Origin of the sequence: Streptomyces sp. NPDC091649, assembly GCF_044756785.1 — a bacterium.
Taxonomy (GTDB): Bacteria; Actinomycetota; Actinomycetes; order Streptomycetales; family Streptomycetaceae; genus Streptomyces.
Window position 1 is genome coordinate 14,851 of sequence record NZ_JBIVTR010000019.1, and the last position, 22,963, is coordinate 37,813.

The window sequence follows — 22,963 nt, forward strand, 5'->3', positions numbered from 1 at the left end:
GCGGGGTGGACGGTCGCGTCGAGTATGGAGTCGCACCGGCTCAGCTGGGCAGGTACCTGCCAAGAGTTGGCCGATCCGTCGCCCCTCGGTCGACCGGGCCGCATACGTTGTTCGCCGTGGCCGCCGCGGTCGGGCCGGCCCTAGCCCGTGCCGTTCGCCGGCCACCGGCGTCCCGCCGGCCCCTGTGCGCGCGGGGTGTTCAGGCGGCCGCGACGCGCTCGCTTCCGGCGCTCCGCTCACCCCAGCGGACCGTCCGGTCGCACCAGCGCTCCAGCAGCACCCGGTCGTGGCCGACGGCCAGCAGCGCCGCCCCGGACTCCGAGCGGTAGCGCTCGACCACGGCGACCAGGGCGGCGGTCGTCGACGCGTCGAGCATCGCGGTCATCTCGTCGCAGATCAGCAGCCGGGGCCGGAGCACCAGGGCCCGTGCCAGACAGGCCCGCTGGAGCTGACCGTCGCTGACCGCGTGCGGACGGCGCTCCAGCAGCTCCTCGGAGAGGCCGACCAGCGGAGCCAGTTCCGCCACCCGCCCGGGCACGTCCCGCCGGCGCCCGGTGGACCGCAGCGGCTGGGCGATCAGCTCGCGCAGGCTGAGTCGGGGGTCGGCGGAGAGCCGGGGCTGCTGGAAGACGACGCCGACGGCCGTGCGCTGTTCGCGCGGGGCCCGGTGCCGCCAGCCGCGTACGACCGTGCCGTCGAGGGTCATGGTTCCGGCGTCCGGGCGGTGCAGCAGCGCGGCGACCTTGGCCAGGGTGGACTTGCCGCAGCCGCTGGGGCCCAGCAGCCCGACCGCCTCGCCCGCGGCGACGTGCAGGGACACCTCGCGGACGACGGGGTCGCGGCGGTCGTATCCCGCGGTGATCCGGGTCAGCTCAAGCATCGGCGGCCTCCTTGACGGCGTGCGCCTCGACGGTCAGCGCGTGGTGGCAGGCCAGGTCCGCTGCGAAGACCGGAGGCTCCTCGGTGCAGCGGGCGTCCGCGTACGCGCAGCGGGCGGCGAAGGCGCAGCCCCCGGGCAGCGCCCCCAGCTCCGGCGGCATACCGGGAATCGGGGCGAAGTCCCGCTCGGGCAGGGCGTCCAGCAGACCCTTGGCGTACGGGTGGCGGGGCCCGGGAGCGCCGAAGAAGCGCGGGGCGTCCGCGATCTCGACGATCCGGCCGGCGTACATGACGGCGACCCGGTCGGCGACGCGTTCGGCGGCGGCCAGGTCGTGGGTGATGATCAGCAGCGCCCGGCCCTCGTCGGTGTGGCGGCGCAGTTCGTCCACCGTCCGCTCGACGAGGTCCCGGTCGAGTCCGGTGGTCGGTTCGTCGGCGAGCAGCAGCGGGGCGTCGCCGATCAGGGCGAGGGCGGTCGCGGCCCGCTGGGCGAGGCCGCCGGAGAGCTCGTGCGGGTAGCGGTCGAGGTGGCTCTCGGGGAACGAGGCCCGGGCCGCGGCCACGACGGCGGCCGCGCGCCCGGCACTCCCCCGCGCCCCGGTCAGCTCGCGCAGGCTCTCCTCCAGCTGGGCCCGGACGGTGCGCACCGGGGTGAGGTGGGCGGCGGGGCTCTGCGGTACGAGGCCGATGCGCCGCCCCCGTACGGTGCGGGCGAGGGTGCGCTCGTCGGCGGTGAGCAGGTCGGTGTCCCCGCCGAGCACCGCGCTCCCGGTGGTCGCCGCGTTGGCGGGCAGCAGTCCGAGCAGGGCGGAGGCCAGGACGGACTTGCCGCAGCCGCTCTCGCCGACCAGGGCCACGCACTCCCCCGGCGCCACGGCGAAGCGGGCGTCGCTGACCGCGGCGATGTCCCGGCCGCCGCGCATCCGGAAGCGGACGGAGAGGTTCTGGACGTCGAGGACGGGCGCACCCGTGTTCTCGCGGGCGTCGGTCACAGCATCAGCTCCGATTTCCGGCGCGGATTGATCCGGTCGCGCCACGCTCCGGCGAGTCCCGCGAGGGCGAGGGTCGGGATGATCAGGAAGAGACCGGGGAAGAGGGTGGGCCACCAGTCCCCCGCGAGCAGCGAACCGCGCGCGGACTGGACGAGATTGCCGAGGCTCGCCTGATGGGCCGGGAGCCCGAGCCCGAGGAACGACAGGGCGGACTCGTGCCACATCGCGTGCGGCACCATCAGCACTGCCGCCAGACCCGCTTGCGGGAGGACGCCGGGCAGCAGGTGGCGCACGATGACCCGGGTGCGGGAGGCCCCGCCGGAGACGGCCGCGTCGATGAAGGGGCGCGAACGCAGCGAGAGCACCTCGGAGCGGACGATCCGGGCGGTGGACAGCCAGTGCGTCAGGGCGACGGAGACGATCACCGGCCAGACGCCGGGCCGGAACATCGCGACGATGAAGATGCCGAGCAGCAGATGCGGGACGGAGGACAGGGCGTCGACGACGCGCATGACGACCCGGTCGGTCCAGCCGCCGAACGCCCCGGCGAGCGCTCCGATCGCGGTGCCGATGACGGTGGCGGTGAGAGCCGCGACCAGGCCGACGAGCAGGGACACGCGCAGGCCGTAGACGCAGCGCAGCAGGAGGTCACGGCCGACGTCGTCGGTGCCGAACGGATGGGACCAGGACGGCGGGTCTAGCTTGTTGGCCAGGTCGACGGCCTGCTGGTCGAGCTGGGCCAGCGGCGGGACGACGAGGACGGCGAGCACGACGGCGACGACGATCGCCGCCGAGGCGGCGATGCGGACGCGGCGCGTGGTGCGGCCGGGGAGGGCGAGCGCGGTCTCAGCCATCGAAGGCCACCCGGGGGTCGGCGAGCCCGTAGAGGAGGTCGGAGAGCAGGTTGCCGAGCAGGACGGCCGCGGTGGCGAGCACCGTGAGCGCGGCGAGCAGGGAGAAGTCGACCGACGTGGCCGCCTCGACCGTGGCGGCGGCGATGCCGGGCCAGCTGAAGACCGTCTCCACGAGGAGCGCGCCGGTGATGAGTTCGGGCACGCGGGAGCCGATCAGGGTGAGCATCGGCAGCATTCCGGAGCGCAGGGCGTGGCCGAGGAGCACGGTGCGCTCGCTCAGTCCCCGGGCGCGGGCGCCGCGCACCGGGTCCTCGGCGAGGGCGTCGGCGACGCCTTGGCGTACGTACAGGAAGAACCACGGCAGCTGGGAGACGCCGAGGACGGCGGCGGGCAGCACGAGGTGGGAAGCGACCTGTCCGAAGGTGACGACCTCGCTGGCGGCGTCGGTGAGCCCGCCGGCCGGGAGGACGTCCAGCTTCAGGGCGAAGAACCAGATGGCCAGGAGCCCGAGCCAGAAGGCGGGGGCGGCCTCCAGGGTGTACGCGGCGGAGCTGACGCACCGGTCGAGCCAGCCGCCGGGCCTGCGGGCGGCGAGGACCCCGAGGCCGGTGCCGAGCAGGATCGCGACGAGGAAGGCGGTGGCGGCGAGGAGGACGGACCAGCCCATGCGCTCCGCGATGACGTCGGCGACCGGCTGGCGCATGACGCTGGAGTCCCCGAGATCGCCCTGGAGCGCCGAGGTCAGCCAGTCCCACCAGCGGGCGACGAGCGGCCGGTCGACGCCGAGGTTGGCTCGCAGCTGGTCGAGGTTCTCCTGCGACGCGGTGAGCCCGGCGGTGCCCGCGTATGCCTTGACGGGATCGAAGGGGGACGCGGCGGCGACGGCGAAGACGCCGAAGGTGACGACGCCGAGCACGGGGACGGCGAACAGGGCCCGCCGCCCCGCCATCCGCGCCATCGGCCCCCAGGGGAGGCGGCGGCTCACTTCTTCGAGCCCCCGGCGCCCTCGGTCGACCACTTCTCGACGTTCCACCAGGGACCGGAGGCCAGCCCGTGGTCGTGCGGCTCGACCTGGGTGGTGAGGGGGCCGAAGCGGTCGTCGACGACGTAGAGGTGGTCGATGTGGGTGAGGAAGGTGTAGCCCGGGTTCTTCACCAGTTCGCGCTGGACGGTGTCGTACGCCTTCTTGCGCTCGGCCTTGTCGCCGCTCCTGCGGCCCGCCTCGATCGCGGCGTCGACGGCCTCGTTGTCGTACCAGGCCATGTTGTTGAAGCCGTCACCGGCGAGGGAGGACTTCAGCAGGGTGTACTGGTCGAAGTCGGGGTCGGCGGGCGAGCCGCCGCCCGCGAGCACCGCGTCGTGCTTCATCCGGGGCTCGATGACCTCCCAGCTTCCGGCCTCGGCGGTGATGGCGATGCCGGCCTTCTTGGCGTCGGAGGCGTAGGCGAGGGCGTGCTCCTGGCGGAGCTTGTCGCCGGTGAGGTACCAGAGCGGGAAGGCGGCGCGGACGCCGTCCTTGACCCGGACGCCGTCCTTGCCCGGCTTCCATCCGGCCTCGTCCAGGATCTTCTTCGCGGCGGCGAGGTCGTGGGGGCGCTCGGTGCCCTTCGTGAACCACTCGCTGTCGGTGGGGACGGGCCCGTAGGCGGGCTTGCCGTCGCCGTTGAGGATGGCGTCGACCATGGCCTCGCGGTCGACCGCGAGGTCGAGGGCTCGGCGCACGGCGGTGTCGCCGGCGACCTTGTTGTGGGTCGGGAGGGTCACCGTGCGGTAGTCGTACGTGGTGGCGGTGTAGGTCTTCTTGCTCCGGTCGTCCGCGAAGCCCTTGGCGAGGTTCGGCGGGAGGATCGCGCCGTCGAGGTCTCCGGAGCGCAGCCGGGTGGCGCGCACGTCGTCGTCCTTGATGACCGCCATGGTGAACTTCTTCACCTCGGGTTCGCCGCCCCAGTAGTGGGGGTTGGCGGTGAAGCTGAGCTTCTCGCCCTTGGACCACTTGGTCAGGACGTAGGGCCCGGTGCCGACGGGGCGGGTGGTGAAGGCCCCGGTGTTGACGTCCTGCTCGCCCGCGATGTGCTGGGGGGCGATGGGCAGGACGGTGCGCTGGGCGAACGGCGCGTAAGGGTACTTGAGCGTGAAGAGGACCGTGTCCTCGCCCTTCGCCGTGACGTCCTCGACGGCGTCCAGCTCGGTGCGGGAGGCGTTGTTGGTCTTCTCGTCCAGGATGGTGCGGTAGGTGAAGACGACGTCCTTGGCGCCGAACGGCTTCCCGTCGCTGAACTTCACGCCCTGGCGGAGCTTGTACGTGTACGTCAGGCCGTCGGCGCTGATCTCGGGGAGTTCGGCGGCGAGGGCGGGGCGGAGCCTCATGTCCGCGTCCAGGGTGAGCAGTCCGTCGAAGATCTTGGAGTTGCCGTCCTTGCCGTAGCCGAGCAGCGGGCTCAGGCTGTCGGGCTCGTAGGCGATGCCGACGACGGCCGAGGTGGACGCCGACCCGGATCCGTTCGTGGCGCTGTCCGGGTTCGAGCAGGCTGCGGCGGTCAGGGACAGTGCGGTCACCAGTGTGGCGGCGACCGCCCCCCGTATCGATCGGGCCGTCATACTCAGCACATCCCTGTTCAAGATCGACTGTTATTGCGAACAGCATGCAATTAAACAGCACGCAAAAGGCCCCGGTACACCCCGCCCCGACTGGCGGGACGCGTGCACCAGGGCCCTTACCACAGGGCATGGACTCTCAGAGGGACGGCCTCGCCCGCCTACGGCGAAGCGTCGGCCAGGTCGATGGTGAGCACGTCCTCGTCCCGCGCGGGGTGGTCGATCGTGATCGAGCCGTCCGCGCCGGCATAGGCTCCCGTCCCTCCGGTGATCGCGAAGACGTGGGACCACGGCTGAGCGTTCACCGGGGGCTCGGTCACGGCGGGAAGCGGCCGCTGGAAGGCCGTGGCAGCCGTGATCAGGCCGTCGTCGAGGCTCAGGACCAGCGTCGCCAGGACGAACGAGCCGTCCAGCCCCACGGCGACCGGCAGGCAGTGCGCGTTCTCGGTGCCGACGCGGTCGCCCTGCGCGTCCGACAGGTCGTACCGGACGAAGTAGGGGACGCCGGCCGTGAGGACGTCCGGGATGTTCGCACCCGTGCGCCTTCCGGTCAGGACGATCCTGCGGGCCGCCTTGCGCGCCGCGTGGGCAGGCCCGCCCGCCCCGGCGATCAGTCCCCCGGCGATGGTCGCCGCCGAGGCCAGTTGCAGCATGCTCCTGCGATCCCTGTCCGTCATTGCCCGCCTCACACCCTTGCCAGTCGTCTGCCCGAGCGCACGCGCGCCCCACGGACCAACGCCCACCGGGGCGGAACGGATCGCCTCGCACGCCCACATCACCGGATCGGACGAGCGGGCCGACGCTTCCGAGGGCGTTCACGGGCTACGCGGCCGGCAGCTCCACCAGTTCCGCGACAGCCTGCCGGTGGCCGCCCGCCGTGCCGTACGCGATCGAGTCGGCCTTGGCGCGCTTCAGGTACAGATGCGCGGGGTGTTCCCAGGTCATGCCGATCCCGCCGTGCAGCTGGACGCACTCCTCGGCGGCGTGGACCGCGACGCCCGAGCAGTACGCCTGGGCCACCGCGACCGCGAGCGGGGCCTCGGGACTGCCGGTGGCGAGCGCGTCCGCGGCGTTGCGGGCGGCCGCGCGGGCCGAGACGATCTCCAGCCAGAGCTGCGCCATCCGGTGCTTGAGCGACTGGAACGAGCCCACCGGCCGGTTGAACTGGTGGCGTTCCCGGGTGTACCGGACGGTCTCGGTCAGACACCACTCCGCGACGCCGAGCTGTTCGGAGGCAAGCAGTCCGGCCCCGGCGAGCAGCCCGCGCCGTACGGCGGCGGCGCTCGCCCCAGCGTCGGCCAGCGGGGTCCCGGCCGCCCCGGTCAGGGTGACGGCGGCCAGGGGGCGGGTCAGGTCGAGCGGGACGAGCGGCCGCACGACGGCGGCCGCGGCCTCGACGGCGTACAGGCCCTCGGGAGTCGGCACCAGCAGGACGTCCGCGACCGCCGCGTCGGCGACGCCGCTGACCGTCCCGGCCGGCGGGACGAGTGCCGTCTCCGCCCCGGCGGGCGGGGTCGCGAAGGGCACGGCGAGCACGGCCGTACGGGCGCCCGAGGCGAGCTCCCGCAGGAGCGCGGCGGCCGGGCCGTCCTCCCCGCCCAGTGCGAGCAGGGTCTCGGTGGCCACCACGGAGCTGGTCAGATACGGGGCGGGGGCGACGCTCCGGCCCAGTTCCTCCAGGACGACGGCGGCCTCGCGGTGGGACGCGCCCTGGCCGCCGAACCTCTCCGGTACGAGGAGTCCGGCCGCGCCGATGCCGCCGGCGAGCGATGCCCACAGCCGCGGGTCGTACGGCGTGGCGGACTCGGTCGCGGCGATCACCGTCGGCGCGTCGGCCCGGTCGGCGAGGAGGGCGCGCACGGCGGTGCGCAGGTCCTCCTCGTCCCTGGAGTAGAGCAGGTCGGGGGTGGCGGGGGGCTGGGCGGGCGCGGTCATCGGCTCAGGTCCTTCCAGGCGACGTCCTTGTCGTTGCGGGGCTCGGAGGGCAGCCCGAGGACGCGTTCGGCCACGATGTTCAGCAGGACCTCGCTGGTGCCGCCCTCGATGGAGTTGCCCTTGGAGCGCAGATAGCGGTAGCCCGCGTCCCGTCCGGTGAAGTCGACCAGTTCCGGGCGGCTCATGGTCCAGTCGCCGTACAACAAGCCCTCGTCGCCGAGCAGTTCGACTTCCAGGCCGCTGATCTCCTGGTTGAGGCGGGCGAAGGCGAGCTTCATGCCCGAGCCCTCGGGTCCCGGCTGTCCGGCGACGAGCTGCTGGCGCAGCCGCTCGCCGGTGAGCCGGGCGACCTCGGCCTCCACCCAGAGGGTCAGCAGGCGCTGGTGGGTGTCGGGGGTGCGCAGCTCGGGACGCTCTCGCCAGGTCTTCGCGACCGGACCGATCATGCCGCCCTCGCACGGGATGCGGGAGCCGCCGATGGAGACGCGCTCGTTCATCAGGGTGGTCTGGGCGACCTTCCAGCCCTCGCCGACGGGACCGAGGCGATGGCCGTCCGGAATGCGTACGCCGGTGAGGAAGACCTCGTTGAACTCGGCCTCCCCGGTGATCTGGCGCAGCGGCCGCACCTCGACGCCGGGATCGGTCATGTCGCAGACGAAGTAGCTGATGCCGCGGTGCTTGGGCAGGTCCGGGTCGGTGCGGGCGATGAGGATCGCCCAGCGGGCCAGATGGGCGCTGGACGTCCAGACCTTCTGGCCGTCGACGATCCAGTCGCCGCCCTCCTCCTGGACGGCGCGGGTGGCGAGGGCCGCGAGGTCGGATCCGGCCCCGGGCTCGCTGAACAGCTGGCACCAGACCTCCTCACCCACCCACAGCGGGCGCAGGAAGCGCCGTTTCTGCTCGTCGGTGCCGAAGCCGAGGATGGTGGGCGCGGCCATGCCCAGGCCGATGCCGATGCGGCGCGGGTCGTTGTCGGGCGCGTCGGCGGCGGCGAGTTCGGCGTCGGCGACCTGCTGGAGGGAGCGGGGCGCGTCGAGTCCGCCGAGACCCGCCGGGTAGTGGACCCAGGCGAGGCCGGCGTCGAAGCGGGCCTTCAGGAAGTCGGTGCGGTCGGTGGTGGCGGGCGGGTGCGCGGCGAGCAGCTCGCGGGTGCGGCGGCGGACCTCGGCGGCGTCGACGGCCGTGCTCATCGGGCGCCTCCGGTGGGCAGGACGACGATGCGGCCGGTACTGGTGCCGTCGGCGACGCGCTGGACCGCGTCGGCCGCCTGGGCCATCGCGACACGCTCACTGACCAGGGGCTTGACGACGCCCCGCGCGGCGAGCTCGGTCAGCTCGCCGTGGCAGGCGCGGACGGCGGCCGGGTCCTTGGTGTTGTAGAGGCCCCAGTGCAGTCCGACGACGGAGTAGTTCTTCACCAGGGCGTGGTTGAGGCCCGGGGCCGGGATGACGCCGCTGGCGAAGCCGACGACGAGGATGCGCCCCTCGAAGGCGACGCACTTGGTGGACTTGGCGTACGCGTCGCCGCCGACCGGGTCGTAGACGACGTCCGCGCCGCGCCCGCCGGTGGCCTCCTTCACGGCGGCGACGATGTCCTCGCTCCGCCGGTCGATGACCAGGTCGCAGCCGAGTTCGCGGGCGACGGCGGCCTTCTCCGGGCCGCCGACGACGCCGATGACCTTCGCGCCGGCGGCCCTGCCGAGCTGGACGGCCGCGCTGCCGACGCCCCCGGCCGCAGCGTGGACGAGCAGGGTCTCGCCGGGCTGGAGGCGGGCACGGCGGTGCAGGCCGAACCAGCTGGTCTGGTAACCGATGTGCAGAGCGGCGGCCTCGGCGTCGTCGAGCGCGTCGGGGGCGGGCAGGAGGGCCGCCTCGTCCGCGACCACGAAGTCGGCGAAGCCGCCGTGGGGCAGGGCGGGGGTGACGAGGACCCGCCGCCCGTCCTCGGTGGTGCCGCACACCTCGACGCCCGGAGTGAACGGCAGCGGCGGCCGCACCTGGTACCGGCCCCGGCAGAGCAGGGCGTCGGGGAAGTTGACGTTGGCCGCGCGGACCTCGACGAGCACCTGCCCGTCGCCGGGTGCGGGCCGGTCCGTCTCCTCCAGCCGCATCACCTCGCCCGGCTCGCCGTTCCGGTGCACTCGCCATGCCTGCATGAGGGGCCTCCACAACACTGTCGGCATCAACCGCTGCCGCGGTCGGCATTACCACTGCTGCGCCGCATACTAAGCGGTCGCTTGCCGATCTGGGAACACCTGGCGCCCCCGTCTCCGGGGGCTTCAGCCGCGCTTCGGCTTCGCCCTCACGTGCATCCGCTCGCCCTGCGGGCCGAACAGGCTGAGGAACTCCACGGCCGCGTCCTCGGCCGGACCGAACCAGTGCGGCAGCCGGGTGTCGAACTCGGCCGCCTCCCCCGGCTCCAGCACCAGATCGTGTTCGGCCAGCAGCAGCCGCAGCTTCCCGGAGAGCACGAACAGCCACTCGTACCCCTCGTGCGTGCGCTGCTCCGGCGGCCCGCCGCTGCCGGGCTCCTGCACCATCTTGTACGCCTGGAGGCCGCCCGGCCGGGCGGTCAGCGGCAGCATGGTCCGCCCGTGCTGGACGATCGGTTTGGCCCGCACCCGGGGATCGCCGACCGGCGCGGCGCCCACGAGGTCGTCGAGCGGCACCTCGTGGGCGCGGGCGATCGGCAGCATCAGTTCGAGGCTGGGGCGACGGCCTCCGGACTCCAGCCGGGAGAGCGTGGAGACCGATATACCGGTGGCGGCCGACAGTGCGGCGAGGGTGACCCCGCGGTCCTTGCGCAGCCGCCGCAGGCGGGGACCGACCCCGGAGAGGACGGCGTCCAGTTCCGGGTCGTCCCGGTCGTGTTCCTTCATGCGGCCATTGCAGAATCGGCAAGCCGGTTTGTCAACACGGGCGCGGTGGCGGGCCGCGGCTGACGCCGGAGCCCCGGACGACTCCGGAGAGCAGGCCGAGGCCGCGGATCAGTGGGCGAAGACCTCGAAGGTGACCGCCGGCCGGCCGCCGAACCGCTCGGCCGCGCCGTTCGCCACGCCCTCCAGGAAGGTCCGGCAGTATCGCTCCGGGTCCTCCCGCGTCAGCGCCTCGATGTAGGTGCGGTGCTCCAGCAGCGACCGGACCGAGCGCTCCAGTCCGGCCGTCGCGTCGACCGCGTGGGTGGGCCGGTCGCTACCCGCCACGGCCGTCCAGCGCACCCCGTCCCACGGCTGGAGCCCCTGCTCGCCGAGTTCCGGGAAGATCCAGCGGTTGCCCGCGTCGGCGACGGCGTCCAGCGTGGCGCGCCCGACCGCCCGGTGGTCGGGAGTGTTCCACGCGGTCCCGCCCCAGGTGTCCCGGTGGTTGAGGGTCACCACCAGCTCGGGGCGGTGGCGGCGGACGGCCGCGGCGATGTCACGGCGCAGCCCGACGCCGTATTCGATCACCCCGTCGCGGTGGTCCAGGAACTCCACGGTCCGCACGCCGACGACGGCGGCGCTCGCCCGCTGCTCCCGCTCGCGCACCGGCGCGCACTCCTCGGGCGGCAGGGTGTCGATCCCGGCCTCGCCGCGGCTGGCGAGGAGGTAGACGACCTCGCGTCCGGCGTCGGTCCACTCGGCCACGGCGGCGGCCGCCCCGTACTCCAGGTCGTCGGGGTGGGCGACGACGGCCAGGGCGCGCTGCCAGTCGACGGGCATGGGTTCGAGTCGCTGCGGCGTCATACGGGCAGGCTACCCACGGGCGCTCGTACCGGCAGGCGTTCCGGCGTACGGCCGTGGACGTTCCACCCGCCGTCCCCGCAGCGTGCCGGCGACGGTGCGGCCGGACCCCGGCGGCGGTGCCGGGCGTGCGAGGCTGGAGCCCGGTGACGGTCACCGCGAACCCGGCCGCCCCGGTCTGACCGGTGCGGGTGGAGGGCCTCCCTCCCATCCGCAGCCCCGGCGAACGAAAGGAAACCCACGTGCCCAGCTCCGCATCCCTCTCCCCCGCCCAGGCCGCGGCCCGCCTGGAGGAGTTCACCGTCATCGACGTACGGGCTCCGGGCGAGTACGCCGCCGGGCACGTCCCCGGCGCCCTGAACATCCCGCTCGACAAGCTGCCGGACGCGCTGCCCGCGCTCAAGTCCGCCTCGGCGCGCGGGTCGCTGCTCGTGGTGTGCGCTTCCGGGGTCCGGTCCACGCGGGCCTGCGAAATCCTCGCGGGCGCGGACATCGAGGCCGTGACGCTGACCGGCGGCACCTCGGCCTGGGAGGGGGACGGCCGCGGCCTGGACCGCCCCGAGGGCGCGCGCACCACCTGGCCCATGGAGCGCCAGGTGCGGCTCGCGGCGGGCTCGCTGGTCGTGGCGGGACTGGTGGCGGGCATCCGCTTCCCGGCAGCCCGCTGGCTGTCCGCGGGCGTGGGCTCGGGCCTGGTCTACTCGGCGCTCAGCAACACCTGCGGGATGGCCGCGGTCCTCGCGAAGCTGCCGCACAACCGTGCCCCGCGCTCCACCGGCGACCTGAACGCCACACTGGAGGCGCTCCAGCGCTGATCGCGAGGGGCCGGGCGCCGGCGGGGCAGCGGTCCCGCGGCCCCGGCCGACCCCCGGGCCCCCGCGGGTCGGATCCGGGGCCCCGCGGGTCAGATCTCGTCGCGCACCAGCGCCAGCAGCCGGTCCAGGACCCGGGGCCCGCCCGCGCGCAACCCGTCGTGCTCGTACTCGTTCGTCACCCAGGTCCGCAGCCCCCGGATCGCCGCCGCCGTGCGCAGCGAGTCCTCGGCGTCGACGTACATGTCGTCGTGGTAGACGGCCGCGGCGACCGGGACCTCGTTCGCGGCGAGCCGCTCGGGGTCGTACAGCACGGGCCAGTCGGTGCGCCGGGCGAGCAGTTCGGCGGTCTCGCGCAGGGGCCGCAGGGCCGGGTCGACGTCGAAGTGCCACGGGTGGACGCTCTCGCCGGTGAAGAGGACCGGGCCGTCGCCCGCCAGCGCCGTTGCCGCGTCGAACTGCGGGAACTCGGCCCGGACACGCTCGGCGGCCCAGGCGGTGGGGCGCTCGTCCTGCCCGTAGATGGCCTCGTGGAGCAGGGCGTACAGCGGGTGCCCGGCGAAGGAGATGGCGGTGCGCACGGCCTCCTGGAAGGCGTCGGAGAGTTCGGTGCCGTGCGGGGTGCGGACGAAGGCGTTCTCCAGCAGGTAGTGGAGCTGGTGGCTGCCGCTGCCGCCGCCGAGCATGATGCCGAGCGACTGGAAGCCCTCGGGTGTCAGCCGGTGCCCGGCGCTCTCGGGGCGGTGCTCGGCGAGGTACGCGGCGATCGCGCGGGCCCGCTCGACGTCCTGGGGGTAGCGGGCGTAGTGGGCGGCGACCTTCCGCTCGATCCGCGGGTACGCGGCCCGGTAGACGTCGTCCGCGTGCGCGTCCAGCGACGGCAGTCCGCCGGTGATCAGGACCGCCTTCAGCCCTTCCGGGGCGGCGGAGAGATAGCGGACCGCGCAGAATCCGCCGAAGGACTGCCCCAGGACCGTCCAGGGTGCTCCGCCGGTGAGCCGCGGCCGGATGTGCTCACAGTCGCGGACGATGGAGTCGGAGCGGAAGTGGGCGAGGTGGTCGGCCTGTTCGCGCGGGCCGCCGCGCAGCGGGAGTGTCTGCCGGTTGGCGGGGGTGGACAGCCCGGTTCCGCGCTGGTCGAGAAGGAGCACGCGGTAGTCGCGCAGGGCACGGCCGAGCCATGCCTCCGTGCCGACGAACCGGCGCGCGCCGAAGCCGGGGCCGCCCTCCAGGTAGACCAGCCAGGGCAGTTCCTCACCGGCGCGGGAGGCGGCGACGGCCTCCCGGCCGTAGACCTCGATCTGCTCGCCGCCGGGGTCGGCGTGATCGAGGGGCACGGTGAATCGCCGGTCGGTGAGGACGACGCCGGGCTGCCGGTAACTGGTCACGGGAACTCCTCGAATCCGCGGTGCGGGCTGATTCGGTCGAAGGGGTCGGTGTCGAAGGGGTCGGTGTCGAAGGGGTCGGTGTCGAAGGGATCAGTCCAGCACATGGACGCACGGGCCCGGCGAAGGGGGCGCGGCCCGTGCCCCGGACGGCCCGGCCGGTGTGCGTCGCGGTCCGGACGCTCCCAAGGGCTGACATGGGACCCGGTTCGAGCAGGTCGGCGAGGTCCGCCCGGACGGGACGACGACGGTCGACGGCCCGCCCTTCGACGTGGTGGTGGCGTTGACCGGTGCGGGCGGGGCAGCGCCGCGTCGGCTGGGGGTGGGAGGCGACCGACCATCTAGCCCGCCTTTGCATGTGCTGCGGCCGGCGAGGGCCGAGCACTGGCCGGCTCCGGCATCCCCCGCGAGGAACTGTTCATCACCACGAAGCTGTGGAACACCGACCAGGGTTACGACCACGCCCTCGCCGCGTTCGACGCGAGCGCGGCCAAGCTCGGGCTCGACTACGTGGACCTCTACCGAATCCACTGGCCGACGCCCGCCCACGACCTGTACCCGGAGACCTGGCGCGCCCTGGAGAAGCTGGCCGCCGACGGCCGCGTCCGCGCGGCCGGGGTCTCCAACTTCCAGCCCGCCCATCTGCGCCGGCTGCTGGAGGCGGACACGCTCGTCCCCGCCGTCAACCAGATCGAGCTGCACCCCGGCCTTCAGCAGGCCGAGCTGCGCGCCTTCCACGCCGAACACGGCATCGCCACCGAGGCGTGGAGCCCCTTGGCCCAGGGCGCTCTTCTCGCGGAGGAGGCGCTGACCTCCATCGCCGAGCGGCACGGCAAGTCGCCGGCCCAGGTGGTGCTGCGCTGGCACCCCGTCGCCGTCGCCGTCGCCTCGATGTTGACAGGGACCGGACGGGCGGGTTGTGATGGTGCGTGTGCGGCGTGATGTCGGCCAAAGAGATCTGGGCCGGCCGGCGATCAAGCCAGCACCTTCTTCCAGGGATGACGCCATGAGACCACTCATCGCCTCCTGCCTCTGAGCAGCCGCGCTCCGAGCGTCTTCGCTCATGAGCGCCTTCGCGTCGGAACATCTCACCGCGGCCACTCCGCGACGCCACCGGGCCACCCGCCCGCCGGCCTTCCCTCCGGGAGACCCAGAACCTCCATGCCCCAGACCTTCCAGCAGTCCGTCATCACCGAATTCCGCGCCAACGCGGGGAAGGTCGGCGGCCCCTTCGAGGGCTCCGACCTCCTGCTGCTCACCACGACCGGCGCCCGCTCCGGCACCCGGCACACGACACCCCTCGGTTACGTCCGCGACGGCGGCCGGCTCCTCGTCGTCGCCTCCAACCTCGGCGCACCGCGCCACCCCGACTGGTACCGCAATCTCCTCGCCCGTCCCACCGTGCAAGTGGAGTTGGGGGACCAGGAGTTCGAGTCCCTCGCGGTACCGGCCGAAGGGGCCCGGCGCGACGAACTCTTCGCCCGGGTCGTCGCCGTCGCGCCGGGGTACGCGGAGTACCAGGACGCCACCGACCGGATGCTGCCGGTCGTGGTCCTGGAACTCCCCGGCCCCGACGCGACGCCTCCCGAGGCCACCTCGCTCGCCGACAAGCTGGTGCGGGTGCACACCTGGCTGCGCGGCCAGTTGTTCCACGTGGGAGCCGAGACGGAGGCGTATTTCGCCGCACGGGCCTCCCACTCGGGCGACGGCGACGCGCCCGCACCCGGCCTCGGACTCCAGATCCGGCAGCGCTGCCTGGCGTTCTGCCAGGCGCTGGAGTTCCACCACACGGCCGAGGACGGCCACATGTTCCCGACGATGGAGGGCTACCACCCCCACCTGCGGGACGTCTTCGACCGGCTACGGGAGGAGCACCGGAGCATCGGAGTCGTCCAGTCGGCGCTCGCGGCCCTGCTGGCGGACGTGACCATCGCGGAGCCGGACCGCTTCCGCGCCGAACTCGCCCGGATGTCCGCGGAGCTGAACGCCCACCTGGACCACGAGGAGGAGCACATCCTGCCCCTGCTGGCCGATGTGCCCTGGCCTCCGGCTCCGCCCGCCGCCTGAGTCCGGGGCGGCCCGGCCCTCCGAGTCGGAGCCGTCCCGACTCCGGACGGGTGCGCGCGCGACGTCCTCGGGCAGCCTGCGCCGGCGTTCGACCAGCTCGTTCCTCGACGCCGGGCCGGCCGGGGGCGTCGCGCGCCTGGAGCCGCCGTCCGGGACGTTTGAGCGAGTGCTCAACCCTCTGGTAGCGTCCCGGCGCACTGGAGTTGAGCACTCGCTCAAACACTGTGGCGACCGGGGGCACACGTGGGGTTGTACATAGAGGCGTTGATCCGCACCGATCCGGAACTGCTGTGGGCGCGGACCCAGGACCCCGGTCAGCATCAGCGGTGGGACCTGCGCTTCACCGAGATCAGCCCGCTGCCCGGTCCGGCCGGCTCCGCCCAGCGGTTCCGGTACGCGACCCGGGTGCCGCCCTTCCTCACGGTCGCGGGGACGGGGACGAGCGCGGGCGAGCGGCACCGGGCGGACGGCGAGCGGGTCTCCGCGCTCCGCTTCGCCTCCTCGGAGCGGCTGTCGCCGCTGGCCGAGGGCAGCGGCTACTGGCGCTACGTTCCCACCGCCGAGGGCGTCCGCTTCCTGACCGGTTACGACTACCGGACCCGCTGGGGCCGCTTCGGCGCGGTCGCGGACCGGCTGGCCATCCGGCCGCTGATGGGCTGGGCGACCGCCTGGTCCTTCGACAGGCTGCGGCTGTGGTGCGAGCGCGACATCAGCCCCGCCCGGTCGCTGGCCCACGGCCTGACGGAGGTCCTGGCGCGGCTCATCGTCGTGGCGGTCGCCCTCCCCTTCGGCCCGGCGGCCGTACTGCCCGCCGCTCTGGCCGCACTGCTGGCGCCTCCGTCCCCGCTCACGCCGGCCGCCCGGCGCTGCCTGCGCAGACCGCCCGGCCGTCCGGCCGCCGCCCCGTCCCTCCTCGCCCGCCTGGAGCGCCCGTGACCTCGATCTTCGCCCGTGCGATGGGAGACGACTTCGAGCGGCTCCACCCCCAGCTGCGACGACGCTTCTCGGTCGGCCTGGAGAGCGGGGAGGCGTGCGTCGGGCGCGGTTCCATGGAACGGATCTGGCACGGCCGGGCGTTCGTCAAGCCATTCCTCGCGCTCGGCGCGACGCGCAACATCCTGGTGCCGAGGACCGGCCGCGACGTCCCGTTCACCATCGAGAACGTGCCGTACACCGACGCCCACGGCCGCGAGACCGTCACCTTCGTCCGGACGTTCGCCCTGCCGGGCGGGCCGCGCCGCTTCGACGCCACGATGGTGCACAGCCCCGAGCGGTCCTGCGTACTGGACTATCTCGGCACCCACCAGCACCTGGCCACCGACCTGCGGCTCACCGCGGAGCCCGACGGTTCGCTGCTCATCCGGTCCGGGGAGCACCGTTTCCGCGAGGGACCCGTCGACCTGCGGGTCCCTCGGCTGATCGGGGGCGACGCCGAGGTCCGCGAGTCCTTCGACGACGCCACGGGCCGCTTCCGCATCCGGGTCGCGGTGACCAACCGCCGCTTCGGCCCGCTGTTCGGCTACGAGGGGACCTTCCGCGCCCGCTATGTCGACGCCCTGCGCCACGGCGTGCGGGCGGGCCTGCGCCCGGTCCGCGAAGAGGCGCGGGCGTGACGGGGAGCGCGGCGGGCGCGGACACCCGCACGAAGCTTCTCAAGGGCGCGCTGCGCACGCTCGCCGAACAGGGGATCGCCAAGACCTCGGCCCGCTCGGTCGCGGCGTCGGCCGGCGTCAACCAGGCACTGGTCTTCTACCACTTCGGCTCGGTCGACGAGCTGCTGGCGGCGGCCTGCCGGTACGGCGCCGAACAACGGGTGGCCCGGCACCGCGACCGGCTGGCCGCCGTCACCACCCTCGCCGAGCTGTTGGAGTGCGGGCGCGAGCTGCACCAGGAGGAGCGGGCCGGCGGCCATGTCGCCTTTCTCGCACAGGTGCTGGCGGGGGCTCAGACCCAGCCCCGGCTGGCGCCCGCGACCGCGGCCGGGCTCGATCTGTGGACCGCCGAGATCGAGAACGTCCTGGTCCGGGTCCTGGCGGACTCGCCGCTGGGCGAGTTCACCGACCCGGTGGGACTGGCACGCGCCGTGACCGGGTCGTTCGTGGGCCTGGAGCTGTACGAGGGCGTCGACCCCGCGGGGGCCGGGCGCGCCTTCGACGCGCTGGAGCAGCTCGCCGAGCTGGCCGGGGTGCTGGACGAGCTCGGCCCGGTGGCCCGGCGCGCGGTGCGCCACCGGCTGCGGCGCACGGGGAGGCCGTAACCGCCGGAACGACCCGCGTTCCCCGAGCAACCCTCCTGGCCCGGCCGCCGTCTTGATCGCTGACAGAACGGTTCGCCGCGCGTGACGAGCGGCGTCCCGCCCCCACATGATCCGGGCGCGCACGGCCGATGGACTATACCCCTCATGTATACATGGAGAGCATAGCCACGCGGCGTGGACCCGGCACCGCGCGGAAGGCACCCATGCAGACCAAGGCAATGGCGCCCGAGTACCAGGGAGCTCTCACCAAGATGTCGGTGAACGCCTCGCTCACCGACGTACTGGCCGAGGGAGTACGCCATCTGAAGCAGGCCCAGCTCTCCGGGTCACAGGACGAAGTGGCCCGCTCCGGCCTCGCCGTGGCCGAGGCGCATCGCAGGCTCGGGCAGGTGGCGGAGGCCGACCGGGCCTGGAAGGCCAGTTACCGCGCCGCGCGGGCTGCCGGGAACACCGGGGCGATGGCCTGGGCGTTGTGGAGCGGCGGCACGCTGGCGCGGCAGCGCGGGGCGCTGCGGCTCGCGTTCCGGCTGCTGGGCCTCGCCGCGGAGCTGGGCGAGCGGGGCGGTGACGTGGTGGCCCGCGGCTACTCGCTGGCCGGTCTCGCCGAGACCGGACGGATCCAGGGCGACTACGCCACCGTCGCGACGCTGCACGAACGACTGCTGGCCGAGGCACGCGCCCGCGGCGAGGCCCGGCACACCGTCTGGGCGCTGGAGGGCATCGCGCAGATCCACCGCAACACCGGTTCGCTGGACACCGCGTTGGAGATGTTCGAGGAGGCGGCCGTCCTGGCGGGCGACGCGGACGACCGGCGGGGCCGGGCCTGGGCCCTGCGCGGCATAGCCGACATCGTCTCCCTCCGGGACGGGGCGACGGGGCGCGCGCTGGACCTCCTCTCCGAGGCCGAGGTCACCTGCCGCGAGATGAAGCTCTCCAGCGCCCTGGCGTACAACCACAAGATGCGGGCCAACGTGCTGTACCGCGCCGGGCGGTACGAGGAGGCACGCGAGGTCTACGAACAGGCGCTCGGCGAGTTCCGCGCGATGGACGAGCCCCGGGGCGAGGCGCTCGCCTCCCTCGGCCTGGTCAAGGCGCGGGCCAGGCTCGGCCGGGACCGCGACGCCACCGCCGCCGAGCTGGACGCGCTGCGCGGCAGGCTCGGCCGGATCGGGCTCCTCAACGCCCGCGAGATGGTCGAGAAGGCGTATGCCGAACTGGGCGTGGAACAAGCCGTGGTGGGCGGGGGGAGCGAGCGCCGATGACGCTCTCCACGACCCGCCGGGCGAGTGCGCCGCAGATACTGGACCGGTGCCGCGAGCTTGTGCGCCCGGCGCTGGTGGAGTCGGTGGGGAGGCTGCACCCCTGGCACGCTGAGACGGCGGCCTTCTCCCTGGGCTGGAGCGGGGCCGGCGGCGAGGCGGCGCCGGGATCGCAGGGCAAGGGGGTCCGCCAGGCGCTCGCGGTGCTCGGCGCGGAGGCCGCAGGCGGCAGCGGGGCAAACGCGGTGCTCGGCGCGGTGGCCGTCGAGCTGATCCACACCTTCTCCCTGATCCACGACGACATCATGGACGGCGACGAGACCCGTCGCCGCCGGCCGACGCTGTGGAAGGCGTACGGCACGGGCCCGGCGGTCCTCGCGGGGGACGCGCTGTTCGCGCTGGCCGTCTCCACTCTGGCGGAGGCCCCGGGGCCGGGCGGCCCGGCGGCGGTGCGGCAACTGGCGGGCGCGCTGGGCGATCTGGTGCGCGGCCAGGCGCAGGACCTGCTGTTCGAGTCACGGCCGTGGACCGGGCCCGGGGCGGTCCTTCCGCACGAGTACCGGTCGATGGCCACCGACAAGACGGGCTCCCTCCTCGGTTGCGCGGTCGCTCTCGGGGCGCTGCTGGCAGGCGCTCCGGCGAGCACCGTCGAGGCGCTGGACCTGGCGGGGCGGCATGTGGGGGTGGCGTTCCAGACGGTGGACGACCTGCTGGGGATCTGGGGTGATCCGCAGGTGACCGGCAAGCCGGTGCACAGCGATCTGCGGCGGCTCAAGAAGACGTACCCGGTGCTCGCGGCGCTGTCCGCCGATCACCCGGCGGCCCGGCGTCTGGAGGCACTGCTCACCTCCGCCGGGCCGCTCGACGCCCCGGCGGCGCGCCGCGCGGCCGAGCTGATCGACGAGGCCGGCGGGCGGCGGGCCGCAGTGGCCGAGGCGCACGAGCACCTGGCCGCGGCCCGCGCCTGTCTGGACCGGGCGCCGCTGGCCGAGGGGGCGCACGGGGATCTGCTCACGCTGATCCCGTACCTCGTGGACCGCACCGGCTGACCCGTGGCCGCCCGCCGGACGCCGGCGGGCGGCCACGGCCCGTCGTACGGCACGGCGGGCGGTAGCGGCGTCACGGGTCGGCACGGCACCGGCATCGGCGCCGTTCATGCGGACCCGCGGGTGGTCCGCACAGCAGTGGGGGCGGCCGGGTCGTACCCCTGTCCGCCCCGTCGGCGGCCACGAGAGGGCCTGAGCCCTGATGGATGGTGCCGCCATCCGGTGCGGCGATCGGCGTAGCGCCGCATGCCGGAAAACAGCTGACGGTATAAGCGGCGGGATAGGTACCGAATGCCTCCGCCGTTCCGCCCGTGGCCCCGGAAATTCCTTTCACCGGCTGTCCGCGGAGGGCCCTCGCCCATAAGCCGATCCGGTTAGCGACCACTCGAACGGCCCTCATTCGCTCGTAACCCGCCTGTGGTCGTATGAGCGAGTCACGCGCACGATTTCGCCACAACTCTGCCAAAGTGCACTTCGGCTTTACTCACCGGATTGAGCGAAGAGAGCCGTGCGTGCTGCACATGCGTCGTACTGAAGAAAGCCAATTGACGGTCCTTCATTTGGTTCAGCCCGTGGACGGCGGAGTGGCCCGGGTCGTCACCGATCTCGTCAGGGCCCAGGCCGGGTCCGGGCTGCGCCCGGTGGTCGCCTGCCCGCCCGGGAGCCCGCTGGCCCTCGGGGCGGCGGCCGCGGGCGCCGAGGTCCACGGCTGGCCCGCCACCCGGGCCCCCGGGCCCCGGCTGGCCGGTGAGGTGGCCGCCGCGCGCCGGATCGTCCGCGCGAGCCGCCCGGACGTGGTGCACGCCCACAGCGCCAAGGCGGGGCTGGCGGGCCGGATCGCGGTTCGCGGCCGGGTCCCCACGGTGTTCCAGCCGCACGCCTGGTCCTTCGAGGCCGTCGGCGGACGCACCGCGGAACTGGCTCTCGGCTGGGAGCGCTTCGGTGCGCGCTGGGCCGACCACATCCTGTGCGTCAGCGAGTCCGAACGCCGCACCGGGCAGGAGGCGGGCATCGCCGCCCGCTGGTCGGTCATCCACAACGGCATCGACCTCGACCGCTTCCGGCCCGGCGGCCTCGCGGACCGGGCCCGGGCGCGCGCCTCGCTGCCCTTGCTGGAGGGCGTCCACCGGGACGCTCCGCTGGTCGTCTGCGTCGGCCGGCTGACCCGGCAGAAGGGACAGGACGTCCTGCTGCGCGCCTGGCGCCGGATGCCGGCGCCCGGGGCCCGGCTGGTCCTCGTGGGTGACGGGCCCGACCGGAAGGCACTGGAGGAATCGGCCCCGCCGGGCGTGCTGTTCACGGGGGCCTGCCAGGACGTGCGGCCGTGGATCCACGCGGCGGACGTCCTCGTGCTGCCCTCCCGGTGGGAGGGCATGGCGCTGGCCCCGCTGGAGGCGATGGCCTGCGGCCGTGCCGTCGTCATGAGCGACGTGAACGGGGCGCGGGAGAGCCTGCCGCCCGGTCACGCGGACCACTGCCTCGTACCGCCGGAGGATCCCGCGGCGCTGGCCGCGGCGCTGACCGCGCTGCTCACCGACCCGGAACTGCGGGACGCCGTGTCCCACCGCGCCCTGCGCCACACCCGGGCGGCCTTCGACGTCCGACGGACCGCGGGGGCGGTTGCCGGTCTGTACCAGGAACTTGTCGGCATGTCCGGCCCCACGACGAGGAAAGCAACCGAGCGATGACGATGGAGAGTGCACCGGTTCCCGGCCCTGGACAGGCGACAGCCGTGCAGGCTCACACGGTCCATCCGCCGCGAAGAAGCGGCGGCGGTGCACAGACGCAGCCCGGCGAGCGCCGGGCCGTCCGGTACGGCCGTCTCGCGCCGCTTCTGTGTGCGGACGCCCTGGCCCCGGCCGTGACGTTCGTCCTCGTCGTCCCGGTGTCGTGGCCCTGGCCGCTGGTGGCCGTCCAGGCGGCGGCGCAGGTGCTGGTCCTCGCCCTGCGCGGCCTGCACCGGACGCGCCTGTCCCCCTCGGTCCTCTCCGAACTGCCCGCGCTCCTCGGCCTCACCGCCCTCCAGTGGTACGTGACCATGGAGGTGCTGGCCGCCTGGGCCCCGCAGCAGGCGATCGGCTGGGCGGTGCTCGCGTACGGGGCCGCCACGCAGACCGCGCTGACCTGCGCGGGACGCGCCGCCGTGTACCGGGCGCGGCGGCGGGCCGCCGTCCGTCGCCCGCTGTCCACGCTGGTGGTGGGACGGGGGCCGCTGGCCCGTCAGGTGACGGCGGCCCTGTACGACCACCCCGCGTACGGGCTGCGGCCGGTCGGTCTGGTCACCGCCCCGACGGCCGGGGAGGAGCAGCGGACGGCGGCGAGCGACCTGCCGCTGCCGGTGCTGGGCTCGCCGCAGGAGGTGGGCCGGGCCGTGGTGCAGAACAGCGTGCGGCACGCGGTGTTCACGGTCCCGCCCGAGGCCACCCCGGACGGTCCCGCTCTCTTCGCCCTGCTCACCGCGCACGGCTGCCGGGTGTGGCTGGTCACCGGCCCCGGCGCCGTCGCGGGGCCTCCGGCGGCCGGCCGGCCGGATCATCTGTGGGGCTTCACCGTCCGGCCGCTGCACGACGGGACGCACCGCCCCTTCGGCCACGGGGCGAAGCGGGCGATGGACGCCGTCCTCGCCACGGTCGGGCTGCTGCTGGCGGCCCCGGTGATGGCGGCCTGCGCCCTGGCCGTGCGGCTCTCCGACGGGCCGGGCGTCATCTTCCGGCAGGAGCGCGTCGGCCGGCACGGACGCCCCTTCGTCCTGCTGAAGTTCCGTACGCTGCGGCCCACCGACGGCCAGGAGTCGGCCACCCGTTGGAGCGTCGCGTCCGACGGGCGGCTGAGCCGGGTCGGCAGAGTGCTGCGCCGGACCTCCCTCGACGAGCTGCCGCAACTGTGGAACGTCCTGCGCGGCGACATGAGCATGGTCGGCCCCCGCCCGGAACGCCCCTTCTTCGTCGCGCAGTTCAGCCGTGCCCACCCCGGCTACCAGGCCCGCCACCGGATGCCCGTGGGCATCACGGGTCTGGCCCAGGTGAACGGGTTGCGCGGCGACACCTCGATCGAGGAGCGCGCCCGCTTCGACAACCACTACATCGAGACCTGGTCGCTGTGGCAGGACGCGTGCGTGCTGGCGCGGACCGCGGGTTCCCTGTTCCGGCTCGGAGGCAGTTGAT

Annotated in this window: 21 protein-coding genes and 1 pseudogene; 10 read left to right on the plus strand and 12 right to left on the minus strand. The window is 74.0% G+C overall.

The annotated features are described in order from the left end of the window. Positions 1-199: 199 nt before the first annotated feature. The 11 genes from ACIQMU_RS26315 to ACIQMU_RS26365 form a co-directional block, all read right to left on the minus strand. On the minus strand, positions 200-880 hold the full coding sequence (locus ACIQMU_RS26315) for an ATP-binding cassette domain-containing protein (protein WP_352242691.1): 681 nt from the start codon (positions 878-880) through the stop codon (positions 200-202). Further along, on the minus strand, positions 873-1,871 hold the full coding sequence (locus ACIQMU_RS26320; RefSeq protein WP_352242690.1) for an ABC transporter ATP-binding protein: 999 nt from the start codon (positions 1,869-1,871) through the stop codon (positions 873-875). Before ACIQMU_RS26320 ends, ACIQMU_RS26315 begins: the two co-directional genes overlap by 8 nt. Further along, positions 1,868-2,725 carry an ABC transporter permease gene (locus ACIQMU_RS26325; RefSeq protein ID WP_352242689.1) on the minus strand — a complete coding sequence of 286 codons (858 nt, stop codon included), beginning with the start codon at positions 2,723-2,725 and terminating at the stop codon, positions 1,868-1,870. Before ACIQMU_RS26325 ends, ACIQMU_RS26320 begins: the two co-directional genes overlap by 4 nt. Further along, positions 2,718-3,683, minus strand: a complete 966-nt coding sequence (locus ACIQMU_RS26330; RefSeq protein ID WP_352242730.1) for an ABC transporter permease — start codon at positions 3,681-3,683, stop codon at positions 2,718-2,720. Before ACIQMU_RS26330 ends, ACIQMU_RS26325 begins: the two co-directional genes overlap by 8 nt. Before the next feature lie 23 nt (positions 3,684-3,706). Next, entirely contained in the window at positions 3,707-5,323 is a 1,617-nt protein-coding gene (locus ACIQMU_RS26335) for an ABC transporter substrate-binding protein (RefSeq protein WP_402689839.1), read from the minus strand. 158 nt (positions 5,324-5,481) lie between these two features. Beyond that, a complete protein-coding gene (locus tag ACIQMU_RS26340; protein ID WP_352242687.1) occupies positions 5,482-5,997 on the minus strand; it encodes a hypothetical protein in 516 nt (171 codons plus the stop codon). Between the two features lie 145 nt (positions 5,998-6,142). Then, positions 6,143-7,255: an acyl-CoA dehydrogenase family protein gene (locus tag ACIQMU_RS26345; protein ID WP_402689840.1), complete on the minus strand. Its 1,113-nt coding sequence runs from the start codon at positions 7,253-7,255 to the stop codon at positions 6,143-6,145. Continuing rightward, complete coding sequence (locus ACIQMU_RS26350; protein ID WP_352242685.1) at positions 7,252-8,445, minus strand: acyl-CoA dehydrogenase family protein; 1,194 nt, start codon at positions 8,443-8,445, stop codon at positions 7,252-7,254. The genes ACIQMU_RS26345 and ACIQMU_RS26350 overlap by 4 nt, the downstream gene beginning before the upstream one ends. Next, positions 8,442-9,410 carry an NADPH:quinone oxidoreductase family protein gene (locus ACIQMU_RS26355; protein ID WP_352242684.1) on the minus strand — a complete coding sequence of 323 codons (969 nt, stop codon included), beginning with the start codon at positions 9,408-9,410 and terminating at the stop codon, positions 8,442-8,444. Before ACIQMU_RS26355 ends, ACIQMU_RS26350 begins: the two co-directional genes overlap by 4 nt. Positions 9,411-9,533: 123 nt before the next feature. Next, a complete protein-coding gene (locus ACIQMU_RS26360) occupies positions 9,534-10,133 on the minus strand; it encodes an XRE family transcriptional regulator (RefSeq protein WP_352242683.1) in 600 nt (199 codons plus the stop codon). 108 nt (positions 10,134-10,241) lie between these two features. Beyond that, positions 10,242-10,976, minus strand: a complete 735-nt coding sequence (locus ACIQMU_RS26365) for a PIG-L deacetylase family protein (protein WP_352242682.1) — start codon at positions 10,974-10,976, stop codon at positions 10,242-10,244. Between the two features lie 239 nt (positions 10,977-11,215). Here ACIQMU_RS26365 and ACIQMU_RS26370 point away from each other — a divergent pair, with 239 nt between their 5' ends. After that, positions 11,216-11,788: a rhodanese-like domain-containing protein gene (locus ACIQMU_RS26370; protein WP_356725703.1), complete on the plus strand. Its 573-nt coding sequence runs from the start codon at positions 11,216-11,218 to the stop codon at positions 11,786-11,788. 89 nt (positions 11,789-11,877) lie between these two features. Here the strand turns inward: ACIQMU_RS26370 and ACIQMU_RS26375 are convergent, their stop codons facing one another. Further along, on the minus strand, positions 11,878-13,173 hold the full coding sequence (locus ACIQMU_RS26375; RefSeq protein ID WP_402689841.1) for an alpha/beta fold hydrolase: 1,296 nt from the start codon (positions 13,171-13,173) through the stop codon (positions 11,878-11,880). Between the two features lie 366 nt (positions 13,174-13,539). Here ACIQMU_RS26375 and ACIQMU_RS26380 point away from each other — a divergent pair. From ACIQMU_RS26380 to ACIQMU_RS26420, 9 genes and pseudogenes are all read left to right on the plus strand, one after another. Next, positions 13,540-14,112 (plus strand): annotated as a pseudogene (locus tag ACIQMU_RS26380) (aldo/keto reductase); the annotation flags it as partial. Positions 14,113-14,331: 219 nt separating this feature from the next. Next, positions 14,332-15,237 carry a nitroreductase/quinone reductase family protein gene (locus ACIQMU_RS26385; RefSeq protein WP_352242679.1) on the plus strand — a complete coding sequence of 302 codons (906 nt, stop codon included), beginning with the start codon at positions 14,332-14,334 and terminating at the stop codon, positions 15,235-15,237. Positions 15,238-15,480: 243 nt separating this feature from the next. Further along, positions 15,481-16,173, plus strand: coding sequence for a hypothetical protein (locus ACIQMU_RS26390; RefSeq protein WP_352242678.1), 693 nt, complete (start codon positions 15,481-15,483; stop codon positions 16,171-16,173). Beyond that, positions 16,170-16,850 (plus strand): DUF4166 domain-containing protein, encoded by a 681-nt coding sequence (locus ACIQMU_RS26395; protein ID WP_352242677.1) that lies wholly within the window; start codon positions 16,170-16,172, stop codon positions 16,848-16,850. Before ACIQMU_RS26390 ends, ACIQMU_RS26395 begins: the two co-directional genes overlap by 4 nt. Continuing rightward, complete coding sequence (locus tag ACIQMU_RS26400; protein ID WP_402689842.1) at positions 16,847-17,494, plus strand: TetR/AcrR family transcriptional regulator; 648 nt, start codon at positions 16,847-16,849, stop codon at positions 17,492-17,494. Before ACIQMU_RS26395 ends, ACIQMU_RS26400 begins: the two co-directional genes overlap by 4 nt. A 203-nt stretch (positions 17,495-17,697) precedes the next feature. Then, complete coding sequence (locus tag ACIQMU_RS26405; protein WP_402689843.1) at positions 17,698-18,756, plus strand: tetratricopeptide repeat protein; 1,059 nt, start codon at positions 17,698-17,700, stop codon at positions 18,754-18,756. Continuing rightward, on the plus strand, positions 18,753-19,802 hold the full coding sequence (locus ACIQMU_RS26410) for a polyprenyl synthetase family protein (RefSeq protein WP_352242674.1): 1,050 nt from the start codon (positions 18,753-18,755) through the stop codon (positions 19,800-19,802). The genes ACIQMU_RS26405 and ACIQMU_RS26410 overlap by 4 nt, the downstream gene beginning before the upstream one ends. Before the next feature lie 518 nt (positions 19,803-20,320). Beyond that, positions 20,321-21,487, plus strand: a complete 1,167-nt coding sequence (locus ACIQMU_RS26415; RefSeq protein ID WP_352242673.1) for a glycosyltransferase — start codon at positions 20,321-20,323, stop codon at positions 21,485-21,487. Then, complete coding sequence (locus ACIQMU_RS26420) at positions 21,484-22,962, plus strand: sugar transferase (protein WP_402689844.1); 1,479 nt, start codon at positions 21,484-21,486, stop codon at positions 22,960-22,962. The genes ACIQMU_RS26415 and ACIQMU_RS26420 overlap by 4 nt, the downstream gene beginning before the upstream one ends. Position 22,963 lies beyond the last annotated feature (1 nt).